Here is a 21,966-nt window from a genome sequence, read left to right on the forward strand (position 1 = left end):
GCTTCCTAGGGCCGCCCGAAGCAGCGCTGCAGCTCGTCGAGGTCGTAGAAGAGGCTGCCCCGCGCCACCGGACGGCAGCCCGCCCTGAACGGCGTCTCCCGCTCGTTGTACAGCATCCGCACCAGGTACCGGTCGCCGCGCCGGTACACGTCCCATTGGATGTTGCCGCCCAGCGGCGCGACCCGCGCGCCCCGCCAGGGGTTGCCCGCCCAGGTGTAGGGGCGATTCCCGGTCACCTGCTCCGTGCTGCCGGGCAGCCCCATCAGCGCGGCCAGCGGGATCAGCTCCTCGGCGTGCGTGAAGCGCAGCACGGCGCCCAGGTCGCCCACGCCGTCCCGCTTCTGCTCGGCCGCCCGGAAGAGGTCGTCGAGGAGCACCCCGGCCATCCGGTACGTGATGTCGTCGCCGCTGAAGCCTGGGCCCTTCTCGTAGAAGTCCTCGACGTCGTCCAGGTATCCGAACCAGGCGGCGTCCGCGGCGGGCAGCCGGCGCTCCAGGCCCCAGCCGCGGCCGCCGGGGCTCTCCTCGCTCATCGCGGGGGCGATGGCGTACAGGCTGTGGACGGCCCGCGCGGCGGCGACCCGGTCGGTGTCGCCGAGCCCGGCCACGAAGGGCCCGGTGAACAGGCGGCGCAGGATGCCGGTGGCCGCCCGGCGGGTGCGCGGCTGGTCGGTGAGGGACGCCAGGGTGGCCGCGAGCCGGGGGTCGTTGTCGACGTAGTCGCGGTAGGCGGCACCGGCGTCGGTCTTGTGGAAGTAGAGCAGGTCCCGGTCGGTGCGGGTCGGGCCGATCAGCGGCCGGAGGCCGGGGTCGGCGGCGGCGAGGGCGGCGGCGAAGGCGTCGCCGCTGTCGACCGCGCGGCCCTGGCCCGAGCTGACCACGTCGATCCGCTGCCCGGTGCGGGCCATCTGCGCGAAGAGGGCGGGCAGCCGGTGCGCGAGGCGGGTCGCGGTGCCCGCGAGCTCGGTCCGGCCGCGTCCACTCAGCTCGCCGAAGCCGACCCGCTCCATGGCGGCCCGCAGCGCGCGCACCTCCATCCCGAACTCCCTCCCCTCGCGCGTGAGTTGGCCGCTCGCGTCGGCGCGGTCCCACAGCGCGAGGACCAGATCGGCGTCCTCGCCGTCACTGGCGGCGCGGGAGCCGTGCCGGAGACGTTCTCGGTCAGGACGGGCACGTACCCGGCCGGAGCCGCCTGGTAGGTGCGGGGGCTCTGGCCGGGCGCGTACGGGGCCTTGGTGCCGTAACTGTCCCAGTGCGCGGGCTGGTCGGCGGCGTGCGCGGGCAGGGCCGCGACCAGCAGGGCGCACAGGGCGAGGGCGGGGGCGAGACGCTTCATGGGCGGATCGTCGGCGACCGCCGTGAACCCCCGGTGGCCGTCAGGTGGCGCTGCTGCCCTTCATCGCGGCCTCCATGGCGAGCAGTTGCTCGTTGGGGACGGCCCCGCCGAAGCGGCGGTCGCGCTTGGCGTACTCCATGCAGGCCCGCCACAGGTCGCGGCGGTCGAAGTCGGGCCACAGCACGTCCTGGAAGACCATCTCGGCGTACGCGCTCTGCCAGAGAAGGTAGTTGGAGGTGCGCAGCTCGCCGCTGGGACGCAGGAACAGGTCGACGTCCGGCATGTCCGGGTAGTACATGTAGCTGCCGAGGGTCTTCTCGTTGACCTTCGACGGGTCGAGGCGGCCCGCCTTGACGTCCTCGGCGAGGGCCCGCGCGGCGTCCGCGATCTCCGCGCGACCGCCGTAGTTCATGCAGAAGTAGAGCGTGAGGCGGTCGTTGTCCTTGGTCAGCTCCTGGGCGATCTGGAGCTCCTTGGCGACCGACTTCCACAGCTTGGGCATCCGGCCCACCCAGCGCACCCGCACGCCCAGCGCGTTCAGCTCGTCGCGGGTCTTGCGGATGAAGTCGCGGTTGAAGTTCATGAGGAAGCGGATCTCGTCCGGGGAGCGGCGCCAGTTCTCGGTGGAGAACGCGAACAGCGCGATGCTGCCCACCCCCATCTCGATCGCCCCCTGGAGGACGTCGAGGACCCGCTCCGCGCCGACCTTGTGCCCCTCGGTGCGCGGCAGGCCGCGCTCCTTCGCCCAGCGGCCGTTGCCGTCCATGATGACCGCCACATGCTGGGGGATCAGCTCCGCGGGCAGCTTCGGCGGGAGCGCTCCCGACGGGTGCGGCTCCGGCGCCCGGTACTCCCGGCGCCGGCGTCCCAGAATCCCGCTTGCAGCCATGTGCTTCTCGTCTCCTCTTGGCTTACTTCTCGACGTAACGCAGCGAGCGCAGCCCGCGCTCCATGTGCCAGTGCAGATAGGCGGACACCAGCCCGCTCCCCTCCCGCACGTACCGCGGCTCGCAGGAGTCCGCGGTCCCCCAGTCTCCCGTGAGGAGCGCCCCCAGCAGTTCCAGGGTCTGCGGTGAGGGTACGACGCTGCCGGGGACCCGGCAGTCGACGCAGACCGAGCCGCCCGCGGCCACCGAGAAGAACCGGTTGGGTCCCGCCAGGCCGCACCGGGCGCAGTCGCCGAAGCTGGGCGCGTAGCCGTTGACGGCGAGGGAGCGCAGCAGGAAGGCGTCCAGGACGAGGTGCGGGGCGTGCTCGCCGCGGGAGAGCGTGCGCAGCGCGCCGACCAGCAACAGGTACTGCTGGACGGCGGGTTCGCCCTCGTGGTCGGTGAACCGCTCGGCGGTCTCCAGCATGGCGGTGCCCGCGGTGTAGCGGGCGTAGTCGGTGACGATCCCGCCGCCGTAGGGCGCGATGGTCTCGCTCTGGGTGCACAGGGGCAGCCCGCGGCCCACCAGCTCGCTGCCGCGCGCGAAGAACTGCACGTCGACGTGGGAGAACGGCTCCAGCCTGGCCCCGAACTTCGACTTGGTGCGGCGCACTCCCCGGGCCACGGCGCGGATGCGGCCGTGACCGCGGGTGAGCAGGGTGATGATCCGGTCCGCCTCGCCCAGCTTCTGGGTGCGCAGCACGATGCCGTCGTCGCGGAACAGACTCATGCGCCCCATTCTCGCCTACGGGGGCCGTGCCCCGGGCGCTGCCCCGGTCAGGGGTGCTCGGTGGGGCCTTCCGCGCGCGCGGCGCCCGGCCGCTCCTCGGGGTTCACCCCGGTCACGGCGGCGGGCTCGGCGTCCCACTCCAGACCGCCGCCGCGGGGGCGGAGCTGGACGTACGGTCCCTCGTGGCCCATCACGACGCCGATTCTCCCGGTGCGCGTGTCCACGACGTGCGTGCCGACGGGGGGCTTCATCTTCGCTGTGTCCTCCGACTCCTCGTCCGATGCCCCCGATGTGCTCCCCACCGCCCGCGACTTTCACTCTTCGCTTTCTGACGGTGACGCTCGGCACGTAGACTCGTCGGTCGGCCGGGTGGGCGCGGGCGGGCAACCGCGGGGCGGGATTTCCTCGTCGGACAGGGGGAGAGACCTGTTGCCGAGGAAGTCCGAGTGAAGGAGAACGCCATCTCAACCTCGCCCCGTGTACCGATGACCCGCCGTGCCGTCGTCGCCTCCGGTGCCGCGTCCGCGGCCGTCCTGTTCAGCGGCACGTCCGCGCGGGCGGACGGTCGGGCCGTGGACCGGCTGCGCGCGCTGGAGGAGGAACACGACGCCCGGCTGGGCGTGTTCGCCGTCAACGTGCGGACCGGGCGGAGCGTCGCCCACCGCGCCGACGAGCGCTTCCCGGTCTGCTCGGTCTTCAAGACCCTGGCGGCGGCCGCGGTCCTGCGCGACCTGGACCGCGACGGCGAGGTGCTCGGGCGGCGGATCCACTACACGGAGGCCGATCTGGTCGGCGGCTCGGACCGCACCAGGGAGCACCTGGCGGAGGGCATGACGATCGCCGAGCTGGCCGACGTGGCGATCCGGTACAGCGACAACACGGCGGGGAACCTGCTGCTGCGGGAGCTGGGCGGCCCGACCGCGGTGACCCGGTTCGCCCGCTCGATCGGGGACCGGGTGACCCGCCTCGACCGCTGGGAGACGGAGCTGAACTCCGGGGAGCCCGGCCGGGTCACCGACACCACCAGCCCGCGCGCGATCGGCCGCTCCTACGCGCGCCTGGTGCTGGGCGACGCGCTGACCGGCCGGGACCGGGCGCTGCTGACCCACTGGCTGCTGGGCAACACCACGAGCGACGAGCGGCTGCGCGCGGGCGTGCCGTCCTCGTGGACGGTCGCCGACAAGACGGGCGCGGGCGACTACGGCACCAACAACGACGTCGGGATCGCCTGGACCCCGGACGGGACGCCCGTCGTGCTGGCGATCCTGTCGACGAAGCACGTCCGGGACGCCGCGTGGGACCACCCGCTGGTCAGGAAGGCGGCCTCGCTGCTGGCGGCGGAGGTCGGCTAGCGGGCGCGGGTCCCAGGCGTCCGCGCCGGTCGCCTCCCCGGACCGGCGCGGACGGCTCCCGCGTCCCGGATGTGCGCAGCGCGCTGTCTTGACCACTCCGGGTGACGCCCCTATGGTCCGGTCTGTCCACCGGACGTAGGACGTCGTATCTCCCCGGGAGGAACCGTGCGCGACGTGCTCCACGGCGGGGCGCCGCTGCCCCGCCGGTCGTTCCTGGCGTACACCGGAGGGCTGACGGCGGCCGGGGCGCTGGCGGGCTGCTCGATGGGCCCGCAGTCCACGAACTACGTCGGCGGCAGCGGCCGCGACCGGACCCTGACGGCCGTCATCGGGTACGGCAACGACGGCTCCTGGGACCCCACCCAGACCGCGTCGGCGTTCTCGACGGCCGCCAACGGCCACCTCTACGAGGGGCTGCTCGACACCGACCCGGTCACCCGCCGCCCCTACCCCGCGCTGGCCACCGCGCCGCCCGCCGACCCGGCCGCGACCACCTGGCGGTTCACCCTGCGCGCGGGCGCCAGGTTCCACGACGGGACCCCGGTCACCGCCGACGACGTGGTCTTCTCCTTCGACCGCGTCCTCGACCCGGCCGCCCGCACCCTCGCCGGGAGCTTCTTCACGAGCTGGCTGGAGCGGGCCCGCGCGGTGGACGCCCGCACCGTCGAGCTGGACCTGCGGTTCCCGTTCCCCGCGGGCCTGTCCCGGCTGACGCTGGCCAAGGTCATGCCCCGGCACGTGTTCTCCCGGCCGGGCGCCTGGGACGACGCGGTCCGCGGCCTCGCGGTCGGCTCCGGGCCCTACCGGCAGAGCGCGCACCACCCCAAGTCGCACACCGTCCTGAGCGCCTTCCCCGGCTACAACGGCCCCCGCCCGCCCGCCTTCCGCACCATGAACTGGCTGACGATCGTCGACGCGGCCTCCCGGGTCGCCCGGATCGCCGGGACCGACGCGGGCGCCCAGATCGCCGACAACGTCCCGTACGCCACCATCGACCGGCTGCGCCGGGGCGGGCTCACGGTGGCGGGCGGCTCCGGCATGAACAACCTGTTCCTCATGTTCAACACCGCGCACCCGCCCTTCGACGACGTGCGGGTGCGCCAGGCGCTGCGCTACGCCGTCGACACCGACACCCTCGTCCGTGTGGCGCTGCGCGGGCACGGAACGCCCGCCACGTCCTTCCTGGACGAGGGCAACCCGGCCCACCGCAGGGCCCGTACCGTCTACCGCCACGACCCGGAGCGGGCGCGGGCGCTGCTGGCCGCGGCCGGGGTGCGGAAGCTGGAGGTCGAGCTGCTCGCGGTGAACGTGAGCTGGGTCGTGGACTGCCTGCCGACCCTCAAGGAGTCCTGGGACGCGATCGGCGTCCGCACCACCCTCGCCCCGCAGGAGACCACCGCCGTCTTCACCAAGCTGGACCAGCGGCGGGACTACCAGGTGGTGGCCGCCGCGGGCAATCCCAACCAGTTCGGCGTCGACGCCGATCTGATCCTGCGCTACACCTACGGGCCCGCCACCGTCTGGACCCGGTACGCCCGGTGGGCCCAGGACCCGGCGGCACGGCGGCTGTTCGCCGCCATGGACCGCGCCACCCGCGAACCCGATCCGGCGAGGAGCAGGACGATGATCCAGGAGTGCGTCGACGTCGTCGCCGAACAGGCCGTGATCTACCCGGTGGTCCACAACGAGCTGATGACCGCCTGGGACCCGCGCCGCATCACCGGCGTCAGAGCGCTGCCCTATCCGGGCGTCAACCTCCTCCAGGCGCACTGGACCTGACGCCGTGACAGCCGTCGCGCGGATCCTGCTGCGCCGCCTCGCCCTGCTGGTGCCGCTGCTGCTGGGCATCGTGCTCTTCGTCTTCCTGGTGATGCGCTTCTCGGACGTCGACCCGGCGTCCGCGTTCTTCCAGGGCGCCGACCCGAGCCCCGCGCAACTGCGCGCCTTCCGCGAACGCAACGGCCTGCTCGACCCGTTGCCGCTGCGCTACGTCCACTTCGTCGCCGGGCTGCTCCACGGCGACCTCGGCACCAGCGTCCTGACCCGGGCGCCGGTCCTCGACCAGGTCGCCACCGCGCTGCCGCTCACCCTCCAACTCACCTTCCTGGGGCTGGGGATCGCCGTGCTGCTGGCCCTCGCGGGCGGGGTGACCGCCGCGATCCACCGGGACCGCGCCGCCGACCACGTCATCCGCGTCGTCTCGCTGGTCGGCGTCGCCGCGCCCGCCTTCTGGCTGGCGCTGCTGATGATCCAGTACCTGGCCCTCGACCGGGGCTGGTTCCCGGCCGGGGGCTACATCAACCCGGCGGACTCCGTCACCGGCTGGCTGCGCACCATGGCGCTGCCCGCGCTCGCCCTGTCCCTGCCGGTGGCCGCCCAACTGATCCGGATCGTGCGGACGTCGGTCGTGGAGGAGCTGGACAAGGACTACGTCCGCACGGCGATCGGCGCCGGGCTGCCGCCGTACGTGGTGGTGGGCCGCAACGTGCTCAGGAACGCCCTGGTCACCCCGCTGACCGTGCTCGGCCTGCGGGTCGGCACCCTGCTCGGCGGCGCCGTCGTCATCGAGACGATCTTCGCCCTGCCCGGCATGGGCAAGCTGATGATCGACGCCGTCCAGAACGGCGACCCGGCCGTCGTCCAGGGCGTCGTCCTGACCACCGCGACCGGATTCGTCGTCGTGAACCTCGCCATCGACGTGCTGTACCTGCTGGTCAACCCCCGACTGAGGGACTCGGCCCGATGAGCGCACCGCGCACCCGCCCCGCCCGCGCCTCCGCCCGCGCCCGCCGCCGCAGGCGGCTGCCCCCGGCCTCCGCGGCCGCCGTCTGCTTCCTCGCCGTCGTCGCCCTGGGCGCGCTGCTCGCCCCGCTGCTCGCGCCCGACGACCCGCTCGCGCAGCAGGCCCCCGTCGACGGCACCGGCCACCCCTCCGCCGCCCACTGGATGGGCCAGGACAGCCTCGGCCGGGACATCCTGAGCAGGCTGCTGCACGGGGCCCGCTGGTCGCTCGCCATCGGGCTCGGCGCGACCGCCCTCGCCCTGGTCGCGGGCGCGCTCCTCGGGGCCGTCGCGGCGACCTCGCGGCGGGGCGTCGACGAGACCCTGATGCGCTGCCTCGACGTGGTGATGGCGTTCCCCGGCATCGCCCTCGCGGCCGTCCTGGTCGCCGTGTTCGGCGGCGGCGTCACCGTGCTGCTCTGCGCGGTCGCGTTCCTGTTCGTCCCGCCGGTGGCCCGGGTGGTGCGCGCCAACGTGCTCGACCAGTACGGGGAGGACTACGTCACCGCCGAACGCGTCATCGGCGCCCGCACCCCGCACATCGTGCTGCGCCACGTGGCCGTCAACTGCGCGGCTCCCGTCCTGGTGTTCTCCACCGTGCAGGTCGCCGAGGCGATCGTCTTCGAGGCGTCGCTGTCCTTCGTCGGCGCGGGCGTGCGGCCACCCGACCCGTCCTGGGGCGGTGTCATCGCGGACGGCAGGAACATGGTGCTGACCGGCGGCTGGTGGGCGACCCTCTTCCCGGGCCTGCTGATCCTGCTGACCGTGCTGGCGCTGAACGTCCTGTCCGAGGGCGTCTCGGACGCCTGGGCCGCGCCCGCCGCCCGCGCGGTGGCACCGCCGGGCGAGAACCCGCCCCCGCCCCCGCACGGTGACGACGACAGCGACGGCGACGACGAGGGCGACGACGACGGCCCGCTGCCGCCGCTGCCGGGGCTGGCCGAGGCGGCGCGGCGGCTGCGGGCCCGCGCCAGGCCGCTGCCGACCGGGCGGCCGGTGCTCGCGGTGGAGGGCCTGCGCGTCGGCTTCCCCGACCGGCACGGCGGGGTGGACGTCGTCGACGGCGTCGACCTGGAGGTGCGCCCCGGTGAAGTCCTGGGCCTGGTGGGCGAGTCGGGCTGCGGCAAGTCGCTCACCGCGCTCACCCTGATGGGGCTCGCGCCGCGCGGCGCCCGGGTGCGGGGGCGGATCGTGTTCGGGGCACGGGAGCTGACGGCGCTGGGCGCGCGGGCCAGGCGCGGACTGCTCGGGCACGAGATGGCGATGGTCTACCAGGACGCCCTGTCGTCCCTGAACCCGGGCATGACCGTCGGCGCGCAACTGCGCCAGCTCGTCCGCCGGGGCGGCCGCCGCACCCCGGCCGAACTCCTCGCCCTGGTCGGCCTCGACCCGGTCAGGACGCCGCGCGCCTACCCGCACGAACTCTCCGGCGGCCAGCGCCAGCGCGTCCTGATCGCCATGGCCCTCTCCCGCGGGCCGCGGCTGATCGTCGCCGACGAACCCACCACCGCGCTCGACGTCACCGTGCAGGCCCAGGTGATGGAGCTGCTGCTGCGGCTGCGCGCCGAACTCGGCTTCGCGCTGATCCTCGTCTCGCACGACCTGGCGCTGGTCGCCGAGGTCACCGACCGGGTGGCGGTGATGTACGGCGGGCGGATCGTGGAGAGCGGGGTGACCGCCGACCTGGTGGCCCGACCGGCCCACCACTACACCCGGGGCCTGCTGGGCAGCGTGCTCTCGCTGGAGTCGGCGGCCGAGCGGATGACGCAGATCAGGGGCACCGTCCCGGCCCCGGCCGGGTTCCCCGCGGGCTGCCGGTTCGCCGACCGCTGCCCGCGCGCCACCGCCCTGTGCCGCACCACCCGCCCCGACCCGCTGGGCACCCCCGCGCACACCGCGGCCTGCCACCGTCCGGCGGCCGATCTGGCGGACGCCGGGAGCGAGGTGGTCCGGTGACCGCGCTGGTCAGGCTCCGCGACGCGCACGTGGTGCACCGGGCGCGCGGCGGCGGCGTCCTGCGGCGCGACCGGGTGTACGCGCTGACCGGGGCCGATCTCACGGTCGCGGCCGGTGAGACGGTCGGCGTGGTCGGCGAGTCCGGGTGCGGCAAGTCGACGCTGGCGCGGCTGCTGGTGGGCGCCGAGCGGCCGACGTCGGGGACGGTCCTGTTCGGGGACCGCGACCTGTGGTCGATGCCCGCCGCGCAGCGCAGGACGGCGGTCGGCACGGGCGTCGGCATGGTCTTCCAGGACCCCTCGACGGCCCTGAACCGGCGGCTGCCGGTCGGACGCGTCCTGCGTGACCCGCTGGACGTCCACGGCCGCGGCAGCCGCGCACAACGCGAGGAGCGGGTGCGGGAGTTGCTCGGTCTGGTCGGGCTGCCCGCGGCGCTCGCCGACGCGCTGCCCGGCCAGCTCTCCGGCGGGCAGCGCCAGCGCGTCGCGATCGCCCGCGCGCTGGCCCTGGGACCGGCGCTGCTGGTCGCGGACGAGCCGACCAGCGCGCTGGACGTGTCGGTGCGCGCGCAGATCCTCAACCTCCTGCTCGATCTGCGCGAACGCCTGGGCCTGGCCATGGTGTTCGTCTCGCACGACATCCAGACGGTCCGCCGGATGAGCGACCGGGTCGTCACCATGTACCTCGGCAGGATCGTCGAGGAGGCCCCGGCCGCCGACGTCACCGACCGGGCCAGGCACCCGTACACCCGGGCCCTGTTCTCCGCCGCCCCCGGTCTGCTGCGGCGGGTCGAGCCGATCCCGCTGACCGGTCCCGTGCCCTCGGCGACCCGGCCGCCCAGCGGCTGCCCGTTCCGCACCCGGTGCGCGCGGGCGGACGACGTGTGCGCGGCCCGGCTCCCGGAGTTCGCGGCCGCGTCGCGGCCCGCGCACCGCTACCGCTGCCACCATCCTGTGGAGGAGGACAGCCCCGACCACGAACCCGCCCACCCGCGCCCGAGGGAGCCCACATGACCTTTCCCGCCCCGCTGACCGGTGTCGTCCCGCCCGTCTGCACCCCCCTGACACCGGACGGCGAGGTGGACCGGCCCAGCCTCGACCGGCTGGTCGACCATCTGGTGGACGCCGGGGTCGCCGCCCTCTTCGTGCTCGGCTCGTCGTCGGAGGCCGCCTTCCTGCGCGACGGGCAGCGCCGCGAGGTGGTGGAGGCGGTCACCGCCCGGGTCGGCGGCGGGCTGCCGGTGCTGGCCGGGGCGATCGACATGACGACGCCCCGGGTCCTCGACCACGTCGCCGCGGTCACCGCGGCGGGCGCGGACGCCGTCGTCGTCACCGCGCCCTTCTACACGCGGACCCATCCCGCCGAGATCGCCCGGCACTTCCGGCTGGTGGCCGGGGCGAGCCCGGTCCCGGTCGTCGCCTACGACATCCCGTCCGCCGTGCACACCGCGCTGGACCCGGCGCTGGTGCTGGAGCTGGCCGCGGACGGGGTGCTGGCCGGTCTGAAGGACTCCAGCGGCGACCTGGCAGGCTTCCGGCGGGTCGTCACCGGCGCCCGCGAGCGCGCCGACGTCACCGGGTTCACCGTGCTGACCGGCTCCGAACTCCTGGTGGACAGCGCGCTGGCGCTCGGCGCGGACGGGGCGGTGCCCGGCCTCGCCAACGTCGACCCGCACGGGTACGTCCGGCTCGACCGGCTGTTCCGCTCCGGGGACCTGGCGGGCGCGCGCGCCGAACAGGAGCGGCTGTGCGCCCTGTTCGGCCTGGTCGGGGCGGGCGACCCGGCCCGGATGGGCGGCGGCTCGTCGGCGCTGGGCGCGTTCAAGGCGGCGCTGCACCTGCGGGGCGTCATCGACTGCCCGGCGACGGCGGCCCCGCAGATCCCGCTGGCCCCCGGCGAGGTGGAGCAGGTCGACCAGCACCTGAAGCGGGCCGGGCTGCTCTAGGACGCGACGGGGGAAGGGGCGCCGTTCCCCGCGGGACGCCCGCGCCGCGCTCTAGGGGATCAACTCCCCCGTCGCCAGGCGCCGGAAGGCGATGGTCTCGTAGGGTCCCGCGGTCCCGGTCTCGTAGAGGACGCCCACCGTGTCCCGGTCGAGCTGGACCAGGTCGGAGTAGGCGGCCGGGGCGTCGGAGAGGGTCAGCGCCCGGGTGAAGGAGGCACCGGCGTCGGTGCTGCGCCAGATCGCCTGCGCCCGGCGCGCGGTGGGCACGGACGGACCGGAGAACAGCAACGGGGCCCCGTGGCCGCGCAGTTGGAGGACGGCGGCCTGGACGGCGGGCACGTCGTCCAGGGTGTGCTGGATCGCGTAGGGGCGGGCGAGGGTGGCGCCGCCGTCCTCCGAGTAGCTGTCGAGACGGTTGCCAGGACTGCTGCCGCCCTGGTCGCGGGCGCTGAAGTAGAGCCTGCCGTCGGCGAGTTGGGTGGCGCTGGTCTCGTTGGCGTTGTCGACGCCGTCGTAGGAGTCGTCGACGAAGCCGAGGCGCCAGGTGTGGCCGCCGTCGTCGCTGAGCAGGGCGTGCCCGCCGTAGTAGCGGGGCTCCTGGCCGGTGTCGGGGGACCCTTCGGGCGGGGCGGCCGAGTGGTTGGCGGGGACGACCAGGCGCCCGGTGTGCGGGCCGCGGGTGAGGGCGACGGCGTGGCCGGGTCCGGTGGCGTACCAGCGCCAGCCGGGCGGCTTCACGTCGGCGGTGATCTCCGCAGGGGCACCGAAGCGGCGTCCGTCGTCCCGGCTGCGCTGCACGAACACCCGGCGCCCCTGCTCCGGCGTGACCTCGCCGCGCATGATCCGCGCCTCGCTCACCTCGCCGCTGTTGTACGAGGTGACCAGGACGATGTCGCCGGTGCGCGGGTCGACGACGGGGGCCGGGTTGCCCCGGGTGTCGCCGCGGCCCGCGGTGATCACCTGGAGCGGGCCCCAGGTGCAGCCTCCATCGGTGGAGCGGCGCAGGACGACGTCGATGTCGCCGGAGTCGCCCGCGCCGTCGCGCCGTCCCTCGGCGAAGGCGAGGAGGGTGCCCCTGCGGGTGGTGACGGCGGCCGGGATGCGGTACGCGGCGTAGCCGCCCTGCCCCGAGACGTAGGGCACGGAGGAGGCGCAGCCGGGGTCGGCGGCAGCGGCGGGACCGGCCGCGGCGAGCGGCGCGAGGAGCACGGTGGCGGCGAGGAGGGTGCGGCTCAGGAGGGTCACGGGTCCATGGTTCCCGCGGGGGCGCGCGGCGACGCCGGCCCGGAGCCGGGAAGGAGGCGGAAACGGCCACCCGCGGCGGCGCGGTGAGCGCGGTCCGGGGCGTCGGCGGGTGCCGCGCCAGTCACCCGCACGAGGGACGTGCGGGGGTCAGGACGGCGTACGGGCGGCCGCCGCGAGGAGGCGGCCGACGTCGTCCGCGCCGAGCGTGAGGGCGGCGCCCACGGTCGCCAGGACGTCGCGTTCGGCGGGGGTGTAGGGGCCGTCGGCGAGGGCGATGCGGGCGCCCTGGAGGAGGATCGACTCGCGGCCCACGGCGGCGAGGTGCGGGGCCAGCGGGTCGAGGGCCTCGTGCAGCTCTATGGCGAGGCTGGGACCGCAGGGCTCGCTGTAGGCCCGCCCGGTGTCGTCGGCGAGGGCCTCGACCAGGGCCGCGAGCTGGTCCCTGGTGCAGTCGTCGAACCCGGCCGCCCGGACCGCGCAGGCGGCGGACTCCAGGGAGGCGCGGGCGCAGGTGCCGCCGGAGGCCAGCACCGCGAGCGCGACGGTGTGCACGGCGTCCCGGAGCATCGCGGAGAAGCGGGTGGTGGTCGGGTGGTCGAGGGCGTCGGTGCCGAAGTGGCGTCGGCAGGAGGCGCATTCGACGACCGGGCCGGTCTCGCCGCGCGGGACGACGGGCACGCCGAGCACGGTGAAGCGGCGGCGGCCGGTCAGCCGCTGGTAGTTGCGGTCGCCACCGCAGCCGGGGCAGAAGAACTCGCCGTCCCCGACGGGCGTCCACACGGTGCGGGTGCCCAGAATCCGGGCAGGCCCGTCGGCTCGGCCGTCTCGTCCCCGTTCTGGCAGCACGTCGCACCTCCGTAACGCCGCGGCAACATCGCCGCGCTTGCGTGATGTTAGCCACATCTTGGAGGTGGAGTCAGTACCCCGTAAGAGACCTTTCCGTGACCTGCATAGGGCGATGGCCGAGAAGCGACGGGGCCTTGACCGCCGTGCACGGCGGTCAAGGCCCCGAAACGCCCGGTCAGGGTGGGTCAGCGGGTCGCGCGGTTGACGGCGGAGACGACGGCCTTCAGCGAGGCACGCGTCGTGTTCGCGTCGATGCCGATGCCCCACAGCACCGTGCCGTCGATCGCGCATTCGATGTAGGAGGCGGCCTGCGCGGAGGCGCCCTCGCTCATCGTGTGCTCCTGGTAGTCCAGCAGCCGCACGTCGATGCCGATGGTCTGCAGGGCGTCGAAGAAGGCCGAGATCGGACCGTTGCCCGCGCCGGACAGGACGGTGTCCACGCCGTCGACGGTGGCTTCCACGGTGAGGGTGTCGACGCCGTCGGTGTCGGTCGTCGACTGGCCGTTGCGGACCTGGACGCGGCCCCACGGGTTGCCCGGGTTGGGCAGGTACTCGTCCTGGAAGACGTTCCAGATGTCCGAGCCGGTGATCTCGCCGCCCTCGGCGTCCGTCTTGGCCTGGATCAGCTTGGAGAACTCGATCTGCATGCGGCGCGGCAGGTCCAGCTTGTGGTCGTTCTTCAGGACGTAGGCGATACCGCCCTTGCCGGACTGCGAGTTGACCCGGATGACCGCCTCGTAGGAGCGGCCGACGTCCTTCGGGTCGATCGGCAGGTAGGGCACCGCCCACTCGATGTCGTCGACCGTGACGCCCCGCTCGGCGGCCTGCGCCTCCATGGCGTCGAAGCCCTTCTTGATGGCGTCCTGGTGGGAGCCGGAGAAGGACGTGTAGACCAGGTCGCCCACGTACGGGTGGCGCGGGTGGACCTCCATCTGGTTGCAGTACTCCCACGTGCGGCGGATCTCGTCGATGTCGGAGAAGTCGATCTGCGGGTCGACCCCCTGCGAGAACAGGTTCATGCCCAGGGTGACCAGGTCGACGTTGCCGGTGCGCTCGCCCTGCCCGAACAGGCAGCCCTCGACCCGGTCCGCGCCGGCCATCAGCGCCAGCTCGGCCGCCGCCACCGCCGTGCCGCGGTCGTTGTGCGGGTGGACGGAGAGCACGACGTGCTCGCGGCGGGACAGGTTGCGGTGCATCCACTCGAAGCGGTCCGCGTGCGTGGACGGCGTCGAACGCTCCACCGTGGCGGGCAGGTTGAGGACGATCTCACGGCCGGGGGCGGGCTGCCAGACGTCCATCACCGCCTCGCAGACCTCCAGCGCGAAGTCCAGCTCGGTGTCGGTGAAGATCTCCGGCGAGTACTGGTAGCCGAACTCCGTCTCCGGGCCCAGCAGCTTCTCGGCGTACTCGACGACCAGCCGGGTGCCGTCGACGGCGATCTGCTTGATGTCGTCGCGGGAGCCGCGGAAGACGACCCGGCGGAAGACCGGCGCGGTCGCGTTGTAGAGGTGGACGGTGGCCCGCCTGGCGCCCTTCAGGGACTCCACGGTCCGCTCGATCAGGTCCTCGCGGGCCTGGGTCAGTACGGAGATCGTGACGTCGTCCGGGATCGCGCCCTCCTCCTCGATGATGGAGCGCACGAAGTCGAAGTCGGTCTGCCCGGAGGCCGGGAAGCCGACCTCGATCTCCTTGTAGCCCATCTTGACCAGCTGGTCGAACATCCGGCGCTTGCGCTCGGGGGACATCGGGTCGATCAGGGCCTGGTTGCCGTCGCGCAGGTCGGTGGAGAGCCAGCGGGGGGCGACGGTGATCCGGTTGCCCGGCCAGGTGCGGTCGGGGATGTCGACCTGCTCGTAGCGGCCGTACTTCTGGATCGGCATGGTGCTGGGCTGCTGGCGGTTCGCCATGATCGGGGGGCTCCTCTGGATGTCCTGAAGGACGGCCGACGACGCAACGCCAAGCTCCGCGGGGAGGGAGTCGACCTGATTACAGGCCCTCGCCGCGGCAGCTAAGAAGGAGCAGCCCGAAACGCATGATGCTCCGCATGCTAGCCGAGGCGCTCCGGATGCGGGACGCCGTATCACTATGCGGAACCAGTATGCGGGCGGAAGGGGACGAAGGGGTGGAAACGTGCGCCATACCACTCCGTCACCGACCGGCACCCGCGATGTCCCGCTTTTTCACCAATCATGGTTGCCCCTAGTGACACCCGGACCACGCAGTGCAAAGGTGCCGGGCATGACGACCACCGGGGGCCACGAGCCCGTCTTCTGCACCGTCGTACCGCCGCACGTCCTCGACCGGATCGCCCAGCACCAGGACCCCTCGCTCGCCTCCGCCGCGCGCCGGACCCTGGAGCGGGACGCCTGGGAGCGCACCCACCGCCGGATGACCACCGTCATCGGCGCCGCCGCGGCCGTCGCGCCCGCCGGCGCCGCCTCCGACCAGCCGGACCGCACCGTCTACGACGCCCGGCACGGCACCGACCTGCCCGGCACCAAGGTCCGCGGCGAGGGCGACCAGCCGGGTCAGGACGCCACCGTCAACCGCGCCTACGCGGGCCTCGGGGCCACCTTCGAGCTGTACCTGAAGGCGTACGGGCGGCACTCCATCGACGACGAGGGCCTGCCGCTGGACGCGACCGTGCACTACGACAACGACTACAACAACGCCTTCTGGAACGGCGAGCAGATGGTGTTCGGCGACGGCGACGGCGAGATCTTCCTCGACTTCACCCTGCCGATCGACGTCATCGGCCACGAACTCACCCACGGCGTCACGCAGTACACCGCGAACCTCACCTACTTCGGCCAGCCGGGCGCCCTCAACGAGTCGCTCTCCGACGTCTTCGGCTCGCTCATCAAGCAGTACACGCTCGGCCAGACCGCCACCGAGGCCGACTGGCTGATCGGCGCGGGCCTGCTCGCCCCGCGCGTCAGCGGTGTGGCGCTGCGCTCCATGAAGGCGCCGGGCACCGCGTACGACGACGACGTCCTCGGCAAGGACCCGCAGCCCGCGACCATGGCCGGGTTCGTCCGCACCGGCCGCGACAACGGCGGCGTGCACATCAACTCCGGCATCCCCAACCACGCGTTCTACCTCGCGGCCACCGCCCTCGGCGGCAACGCCTGGGAGCGGGCCGGGCAGATCTGGTACGACGTGCTGACCGGCGGCGAGCTGAAGAAGGACGCGTCGTTCGCGGACTTCGCCACCCTCACGGCGGCCGCGGCCAAGGCCCGCTACCGCGAGGGGGCCGAACTCCAGGCGGTGCTGAAGGCCTGGGAGCAGGTCGGGGTGCGGACCGCGTAGTTCCGTACTAGACACGGTCCCATGCGTATTCGAGTGAGGCGTACGGGCGGGTTCGCGGGCATCGAGCGCAGCGCCGAGGTGGACACCTCGTCGCTGCCCGACGCCCAGGAGTGGCACGCCCTGGCGGAACGGGCCCTGGCCACGGGCGCCGAGGCACCGGCCGCGGGGGTGCCCGACGGCTTCCATTACGAGATCACGGTGGACGGCAGGACGGTGCACACGGCCGACCCCCGGCTGTCGCCGCAGCAGCGCGCCCTGATCACCCGGGTGCTGAAGGAGGGCGCCTGACCGACCGGTCCGGGCGGGCAACACCCTTTTCCCGCCCGCCCGTTGACTTCCCCGTCGGCGGGTGCGGATGATCCGGCGCATGGCGACGAACCCGATACCGCAGTTCCCGGCCGGATTCCTGTGGGGCGTCTCGACCTCCGCCCACCAGATCGAGGGGGCGGCCGACGAACGGGCGCCGTCCGTGTGGGACGCCTTCACCGCCGAGCCGGGCCGGGTGAAGGACGGCTCGACGGCCGCCGTCGCCTGCGACCACTTCCACCGCTACCGCGAGGACGTGGCCCTCCTCGCCGGTCTGGGCGTGGACGCGTACCGCTTCTCGGTCTCCTGGCCCCGGGTCCACTCCCCCGGCGGGCTCGACTTCTACGACCGGCTGGTGGACGAGCTGTGCGCGGCGGGCGTCCGCCCGGTCCCCACCCTCTTCCACTGGGACCTGCCGGTCGGCCTCGACTGGCTCGACCGGGACACCGCGGACCGCTTCGCGCACCACACGGCGACCGTCGCGGAACGGCTCGGGGACCGGGTCGGCACCTGGATCACCCTCAACGAGCCCGCCGAACACACCCTGCTGGGCCACGCGTTGGGCGCCCACGCGCCCGGCGGACGGCTGCTGTTCGACGCGCTGCCGGTCGCCCACCACCAGCTCCTCGCCCACGGCCTCGCCGTCCGGGCGCTGCGCGCGGCGGGCGCCACCGACGTCGGCATCGCCAACTCGCACGGCCCGACCTGGCCCGCCTCGCACGCGGCGGCGGACCTGGAGGCGGCCGCGTTCTACGACATCCTGCTCAACCGGCTGTTCGCCGACCCGCTGCTGCTGGGCCGCTACCCGGAGGGGCTCGACGGGCTGATGCCGGGCGACGTCGAGGCGGACCTGGAGATCATCGCCGAGCCGCTCGACTGGTACGGGGTGAACTACTACGCGCCGACCCGGGTGGGCGCCCCGCAGGGCGACGAGATCGAGTTCGGCGGCCTCACCCTCCCGGCCGAACTCCCCTTCTCCGTACGGGAGATCGAGGACCGGCCGGTGACGGACTTCGGCTGGCCCGTGGTCCCCGAGGGGCTCACCGAGCTGCTCACCGGCTTCCGGGAGCGCTACGACGACCGGCTGCCGCCGGTGGTGATCACCGAGAACGGCTGCTCCTACCCGGGCCTCGACGACCAGGACCGGATCAGCTACCTCGACGGCCACATCCGCGCCCTGCACGACGCGCTGACGGCGGGCGTGGACGTGCGCGGCTACTTCGTCTGGTCGCTGCTCGACAACTTCGAGTGGGCGGAGGGGTACGCGCGCCGCTTCGGCCTGGTCCACGTCGACTTCGCCACCCTGGAGCGCACCCCGAAGGCGTCGTACGCCTGGTTCAGGGAGGTGCTGCGGGCGCAGCGCTGAGGCCGCGCCCCACCGCGCCGGCGCCGGACGCGCGGCCGCGCCCACCGGCCGGTGGGCGCGGCGGGGCGGCTCAGAAGCCCAGCTTGCGCAGTTGCTTGGGGTCGCGCTGCCAGTCCTTGGCGATCTTCACATGCAGGTCGAGGAAGACCGGCGTGCCCAGCAGCGCCTCGATCTGCTGGCGGCTCTTCATGCCGACCTCCTTCAGGCGCTTGCCCTTGGGGCCGATGATGATGCCCTTCTGGCTGGAGCGCTCGATGTAGAGGTTGGCGTGGATGTCGAGCAGCGGGCGGTCGGCCGGGCGGTCCTCGCGGGGCAGCATCTCCTCGACGACGACGGCGATGGAGTGCGGCAGTTCGTCGCGGACGCCTTCGAGCGCGGCCTCGCGGATCAGCTCGGCGACCATGACCTGCTCGGGCTCGTCGGTGAGGTCGCCCTCGGGGTACAGCGGCGGGCTCGCGGGCATCATCGGGATCAGCAGGTCGGCCAGGAGTCCGACCTGCTTGTCGCCGACCGCCGAGACCGGCACGATCTCCGCCCACTCGATGCCCAGCTCCTTGCCGAGCTGGTCGAGGGCGATGAGCTGCTCGGCGAGGACCTTGGGGTCGACCAGGTCGGTCTTGGTGACGATCGCGACCTTCGGCGTCTTGCGGATCCCGGCCAGCTCCTTGGCGATGAACCGGTCGCCGGGGCCGAGCTTCTGGTCGGCGGGGACGCAGAAGCCGATCACGTCGACCTCGGCCCAGGTGGTGCGCACCACGTCGTTGAGCCGCTCGCCGAGCAGGGTGCGCGGCTTGTGGAGGCCGGGGGTGTCGACCAGGATCAGCTGCGCGTCCGGCCGGTGCACGATGCCCCGGACGGTGTGCCGCGTGGTCTGCGGCCGGTTGGACGTGATCGCCACCTTCTGCCCGACCAGAGCGTTCGTGAGGGTGGACTTGCCCGCGTTCGGGCGGCCCACGAAGCAGGCGAAGCCGGCACGGTGGACGGCCTCGGCCGGCTGCTCTGATGACTGGGTACGCACGCTCATGGCCCCCATTCTCCCTGATCGCCGGAGCACCCCCGTACTCGCGCCGGGGCACACCCGTCCGGGCCGGGGTCCGCGCGCCCCGCGACGACCGGCCGTCACCGCCCGCCACCGGACGGCTCCCCTGCGCGAGCGGGGTGCCCGGGGACGACGTGGGGGCCCGGCGTCAGGGCCGCGCGGTCGGGGAGGGACGGGGGCGGGCAGGGGCGGGGGCCGCCGGTGGGGACGGTGGCTCGGGTGCGGACCGGCGGGCGCGCTCCCGGCGGGCCCGGACCAGCAGCACCGCCCCGGTCACCAGCGCCGCGAGCAGGACGAGGGCGGCGGCCCAGGGCAGCGCGAGGAACGAGGCACCGGCCGACTCCCTGGTGTCCTCGGCGCTGGCCGTCAACGTGACCTCGCCCCAGTCGAGTTGGGGCGCCCCGTGCCAGGGCTCGGTGAGCCGCACCCGCTGTCCGGGCAGCAGTTCGGCGGGCAGGCGGGTCAGGTCACGGGCGAGCAGGGTGCGCCCGAACAGGCCCCGGGCGCGCAGTTCCACCCTCGGGTCGAGGGTGACGTTGCCGGTGTTGTGCAGGGTGTAGGAGATCACCGCCTCGCCGGTGCCGAGCCCCGGCACCAGCGGCTGGCGGTGGCCGACGCGGACGTCCTCGACGGCGATGGCGGGCACCCTGGGTCCGCCGACGCGCAGGTAGACACGGGCGGCGACGGCCTGCCGGACGCCGAGCGCGAGGGATCCGGCGCCCCGGTCGATCCGTTCGTCGAGGGCGACCAGCGCGCCCGGGTGGTCGCCGGGTTCGGCGCCCTCGGGGACCTCGAGGGTGAAGGGGACGGTGACCTTGCCGTGGGCGGGCACGGTGATCCGGGCGGTGGCGGGCCGCGCCCAGGCGCCCACCCCGCGCATCCGCTCCTGCAGGGTGCGCACCGCGAACCCGCCGTCGCGGGCGGTGTTGTAGGCGTCGGCCGCGTACATCCGCAGGGGCAGGGGGCGCGCGGTCGCGTTGGTGACGACGACCTTGTCCTCGATCGTCTGGCCGGGGTCGGCGGAGAGGGAGAAGTAGGGCCGGGCGGCGCCCGGCGAGGAGACCGGGTAGACGGACCAGTTCCCGTTGTCGGCGGCCCGCGCGGGCGCCGCGGCCAGCGGTCCCAGGGCGAGGGCGGCGAGGCCGAGGAGGCTCAGGAGGAGGGCGGACGGCTTGCGCATGGGTGCGGACCCCCGCGGACGGTTGCCGGGCCGGGCGATCGGGCGGGTGCGGTCCCGTGGTGACGGGCCGCCCGGCCGCCGGCTGGGAGACGTGGTGCCGGTGCTGCGGTGCTGTGCTCGTGGCGCCGTACCTTCGGTGTGCTCCTGGACGGGGTGGGCGTCAGGACAGGGTGAGCGTCAGGACGCCCGCGTAGGAGCCGGGCGGGGTGAACGCCGGTACGTCCAGGGAGAGTCCGGCGTCGACGGTGAAGCGGCCGCCGGTGAGCGCGCCGTCGGGGGTCGAGGCGAGCGTCGCGCCCGAACTGCCCACGGTGCCCGCCGAACCCGCCCGGCAGGTGCTCGGGCTGCCCGCCGCCGTGGTGCAGGCGGGGGTCCAACTGAGCTTGCCTGCACCGATCTTGCCGCCCGCTCCGGAGAAGTCGGTGACCTTGCCGGTCAGCGACCAGCCCGCCGGGCCGCCCCGGTAGTCCTTGACGGTGACGGTCCGCAGGGCGCCCGTGGAGGCACCGCCCTGGCCGAAGTCGACCGCCGAGAGCTGCACGGCGTCCCCGGCCTGGCTCATGGAGAGCGCCCCGCCCCTGACCGTCGTGGTCAGCCGCTGGCTGCCGTCCGGGACCGGGGTGGTGTCGTCGACGGTGTAGACGGCGGGCCCGGCGCCGAGGTCCGCGCTCCAGGCGCTGCCCTCGTAGGCGACGATGCCGGTCGTCGACCTGTCGGAGACCGTGAGGGACCCGTCGAAGGAGCCGTCGGTGCCCGCTTTCGCGGTCGCCCGGTCGGCGGTCTGGGTGCTCCCGGACCGTCCGGCGAGGGTGACGCCCGCGCCCGGCGTGAAGCCGGTGCCGTGGACGGTGACCGCGTCCCCGGGTTTCCCGGAGGCCGAACCGAGCGTGATGGCGCGGTTGTTGACCGGGGTGGAGCTGGTCGCCGTGACGGTCTCGGAGACCGGCGCGGGCGGGGTGATGACCGTGCAGGGGGTGTCCAGCTCCAGGATGTAGCTGGTGTGGATGTTGTAGTCGCCGGGCGAGAGGGTGATCGCGCCGGGCGCGGTGACCTTGAAGGTGCCGGTCATGGAGAACGACGGGAAGGCGCCGTAGCCGGGCACCGGGTCGTTCTTCTTCGGGCCCGCGACGGTGACGTCGCCGCTCTGCGCGCCGCCCAGGGCGACCTTGCCGGTGGGGGTCATGATGTCGGCCGGCAGGTCGAGGGCGGTGGGGTTGCTGGCGGCGGGCTTGACCACGGTGTAGGTCACCGTGACGGTGTCGCCGACCTCCGGGGTCCTGTCGTCGACCGTGATGGCGGCCGTCGTGGTGCCGTCGATCGGCGGGATGCCCGCGATGTCCGGCGGGATGCAGTGCGTGCCGAAGTCCACGTTCGTGGCGGCGCCTGCCGGGCAGGCCAGCGCGCCGCTCGCGGTGACCGCGAGGGCGGCCACCGCCAGCAGTGACACCAGACGGCGTCTTCGGATCGTCGGACCCGTGAGTCCCATGGATGCCCCCTCCGTCAGGGATCGGCCGCGGCGGCTGGTCCGCGTCCAGGGGGCATTGATGTGCGGATCGCGCGAGAAGTCAATGGAGATGCCGAAAAGGACTGATGGACCGTCAGTTCCCGTGGCACACCCAAGCATTCACCCGGGAACCGACGGCCGTC

The 21,966-nt window shown here is 73.9% G+C and carries 20 protein-coding genes; 9 read left to right on the top strand and 11 right to left on the bottom strand.

Annotation, left to right across the window (positions count from 1 at the left end; all coding sequences use genetic code 11):
• Nucleotides 1-5 precede the first annotated feature (5 nt).
• Genes GA0115242_RS35325 through GA0115242_RS35340 form a run of 5 tightly spaced genes read right to left on the bottom strand, consistent with a single transcriptional unit; the run spans nt 6 to nt 3,245 of the window.
• A complete protein-coding gene (locus GA0115242_RS35325; protein WP_346014093.1) occupies nt 6-1,094 on the bottom strand; it encodes a histidine-type phosphatase in 1,089 nt (362 codons plus the stop codon).
• Nucleotides 983-1,336, bottom strand: coding sequence for a hypothetical protein (locus GA0115242_RS42635; protein ID WP_311638815.1), 354 nt, complete (start codon nt 1,334-1,336; stop codon nt 983-985). The genes GA0115242_RS35325 and GA0115242_RS42635 overlap by 112 nt, the downstream gene beginning before the upstream one ends.
• Nucleotides 1,337-1,376: 40 nt before the next feature.
• A complete protein-coding gene (locus tag GA0115242_RS35330; protein WP_093835741.1) occupies nt 1,377-2,225 on the bottom strand; it encodes an isoprenyl transferase in 849 nt (282 codons plus the stop codon).
• A gap of 22 nt (nt 2,226-2,247) precedes the next feature.
• Nucleotides 2,248-2,994: a DNA repair protein RecO gene (gene recO / locus GA0115242_RS35335; RefSeq protein WP_161353441.1), complete on the bottom strand. Its 747-nt coding sequence runs from the start codon at nt 2,992-2,994 to the stop codon at nt 2,248-2,250.
• Nucleotides 2,995-3,041: 47 nt separating this feature from the next.
• Nucleotides 3,042-3,245 (bottom strand): hypothetical protein, encoded by a 204-nt coding sequence (locus GA0115242_RS35340; protein WP_093835743.1) that lies wholly within the window; start codon nt 3,243-3,245, stop codon nt 3,042-3,044.
• A 234-nt stretch (nt 3,246-3,479) separates the two neighbouring features.
• Here GA0115242_RS35340 and bla point away from each other — a divergent pair, with 234 nt between their 5' ends.
• The 6 genes from bla to GA0115242_RS35370 all read left to right on the top strand — a co-directional run bounded on the left by bla (nt 3,480) and on the right by GA0115242_RS35370 (nt 11,028).
• Entirely contained in the window at nt 3,480-4,346 is an 867-nt protein-coding gene (gene bla / locus GA0115242_RS35345; RefSeq protein WP_093835744.1) for a class A beta-lactamase, read from the top strand.
• 165 nt (nt 4,347-4,511) lie between these two features.
• Entirely contained in the window at nt 4,512-6,125 is a 1,614-nt protein-coding gene (locus GA0115242_RS35350) for an ABC transporter substrate-binding protein (protein ID WP_093835745.1), read from the top strand.
• A 4-nt stretch (nt 6,126-6,129) separates the two neighbouring features.
• Nucleotides 6,130-7,092 (top strand): ABC transporter permease, encoded by a 963-nt coding sequence (locus tag GA0115242_RS35355; RefSeq protein WP_093835746.1) that lies wholly within the window; start codon nt 6,130-6,132, stop codon nt 7,090-7,092.
• Nucleotides 7,089-9,083, top strand: a complete 1,995-nt coding sequence (locus GA0115242_RS35360) for a dipeptide/oligopeptide/nickel ABC transporter permease/ATP-binding protein (RefSeq protein ID WP_093835747.1) — start codon at nt 7,089-7,091, stop codon at nt 9,081-9,083. Before GA0115242_RS35355 ends, GA0115242_RS35360 begins: the two co-directional genes overlap by 4 nt.
• On the top strand, nt 9,080-10,096 hold the full coding sequence (locus GA0115242_RS35365; protein ID WP_093835748.1) for an ABC transporter ATP-binding protein: 1,017 nt from the start codon (nt 9,080-9,082) through the stop codon (nt 10,094-10,096). The genes GA0115242_RS35360 and GA0115242_RS35365 overlap by 4 nt, the downstream gene beginning before the upstream one ends.
• Nucleotides 10,093-11,028: a dihydrodipicolinate synthase family protein gene (locus tag GA0115242_RS35370; RefSeq protein WP_093835749.1), complete on the top strand. Its 936-nt coding sequence runs from the start codon at nt 10,093-10,095 to the stop codon at nt 11,026-11,028. The genes GA0115242_RS35365 and GA0115242_RS35370 overlap by 4 nt, the downstream gene beginning before the upstream one ends.
• Nucleotides 11,029-11,079: 51 nt before the next feature.
• Here the strand turns inward: GA0115242_RS35370 and GA0115242_RS35375 are convergent, their stop codons facing one another.
• The 3 genes from GA0115242_RS35375 to leuA form a co-directional block, all read right to left on the bottom strand.
• Nucleotides 11,080-12,273: a sialidase family protein gene (locus GA0115242_RS35375; protein ID WP_093835750.1), complete on the bottom strand. Its 1,194-nt coding sequence runs from the start codon at nt 12,271-12,273 to the stop codon at nt 11,080-11,082.
• 147 nt (nt 12,274-12,420) lie between these two features.
• Complete coding sequence (locus GA0115242_RS35380) at nt 12,421-13,119, bottom strand: tellurite resistance TerB family protein (protein ID WP_093835751.1); 699 nt, start codon at nt 13,117-13,119, stop codon at nt 12,421-12,423.
• 185 nt (nt 13,120-13,304) lie between these two features.
• The gene (leuA, locus tag GA0115242_RS35385; protein ID WP_093835752.1) at nt 13,305-15,026 is read right to left on the bottom strand and encodes a 2-isopropylmalate synthase; all 1,722 of its coding nucleotides are present in this window, start codon (nt 15,024-15,026) and stop codon (nt 13,305-13,307) included.
• Between the two features lie 331 nt (nt 15,027-15,357).
• Between leuA and GA0115242_RS35395 the strand changes: the two genes are divergently transcribed.
• From GA0115242_RS35395 to GA0115242_RS35405, 3 genes are all read left to right on the top strand, one after another.
• Nucleotides 15,358-16,428 (top strand): M4 family metallopeptidase, encoded by a 1,071-nt coding sequence (locus GA0115242_RS35395; protein WP_093835753.1) that lies wholly within the window; start codon nt 15,358-15,360, stop codon nt 16,426-16,428.
• Nucleotides 16,429-16,449: 21 nt separating this feature from the next.
• The gene (locus tag GA0115242_RS35400) at nt 16,450-16,716 is read left to right on the top strand and encodes a protealysin inhibitor emfourin (RefSeq protein ID WP_093835754.1); all 267 of its coding nucleotides are present in this window, start codon (nt 16,450-16,452) and stop codon (nt 16,714-16,716) included.
• Between the two features lie 67 nt (nt 16,717-16,783).
• Entirely contained in the window at nt 16,784-18,100 is a 1,317-nt protein-coding gene (locus tag GA0115242_RS35405) for a GH1 family beta-glucosidase (protein WP_370672345.1), read from the top strand.
• A gap of 70 nt (nt 18,101-18,170) precedes the next feature.
• On the opposite strand, the gene era is transcribed toward GA0115242_RS35405, so the two are convergent.
• From era to GA0115242_RS35420, 3 genes are all read right to left on the bottom strand, one after another.
• A complete protein-coding gene (gene era, locus GA0115242_RS35410; RefSeq protein WP_161353443.1) occupies nt 18,171-19,124 on the bottom strand; it encodes a GTPase Era in 954 nt (317 codons plus the stop codon).
• A 163-nt stretch (nt 19,125-19,287) separates the two neighbouring features.
• Nucleotides 19,288-20,319, bottom strand: a complete 1,032-nt coding sequence (locus tag GA0115242_RS35415) for a WxL protein peptidoglycan domain-containing protein (RefSeq protein WP_093835757.1) — start codon at nt 20,317-20,319, stop codon at nt 19,288-19,290.
• Nucleotides 20,320-20,479: 160 nt separating this feature from the next.
• Nucleotides 20,480-21,805 (bottom strand): beta-xylosidase, encoded by a 1,326-nt coding sequence (locus tag GA0115242_RS35420; protein WP_176729977.1) that lies wholly within the window; start codon nt 21,803-21,805, stop codon nt 20,480-20,482.
• Between the last annotated feature and the right edge of the window lie 161 nt (nt 21,806-21,966).

Source organism: Streptomyces sp. SolWspMP-5a-2, from assembly GCF_900091845.1.
In the GTDB taxonomy this organism is placed as follows: domain Bacteria; phylum Actinomycetota; class Actinomycetes; order Streptomycetales; family Streptomycetaceae; genus Streptomyces; species Streptomyces doudnae.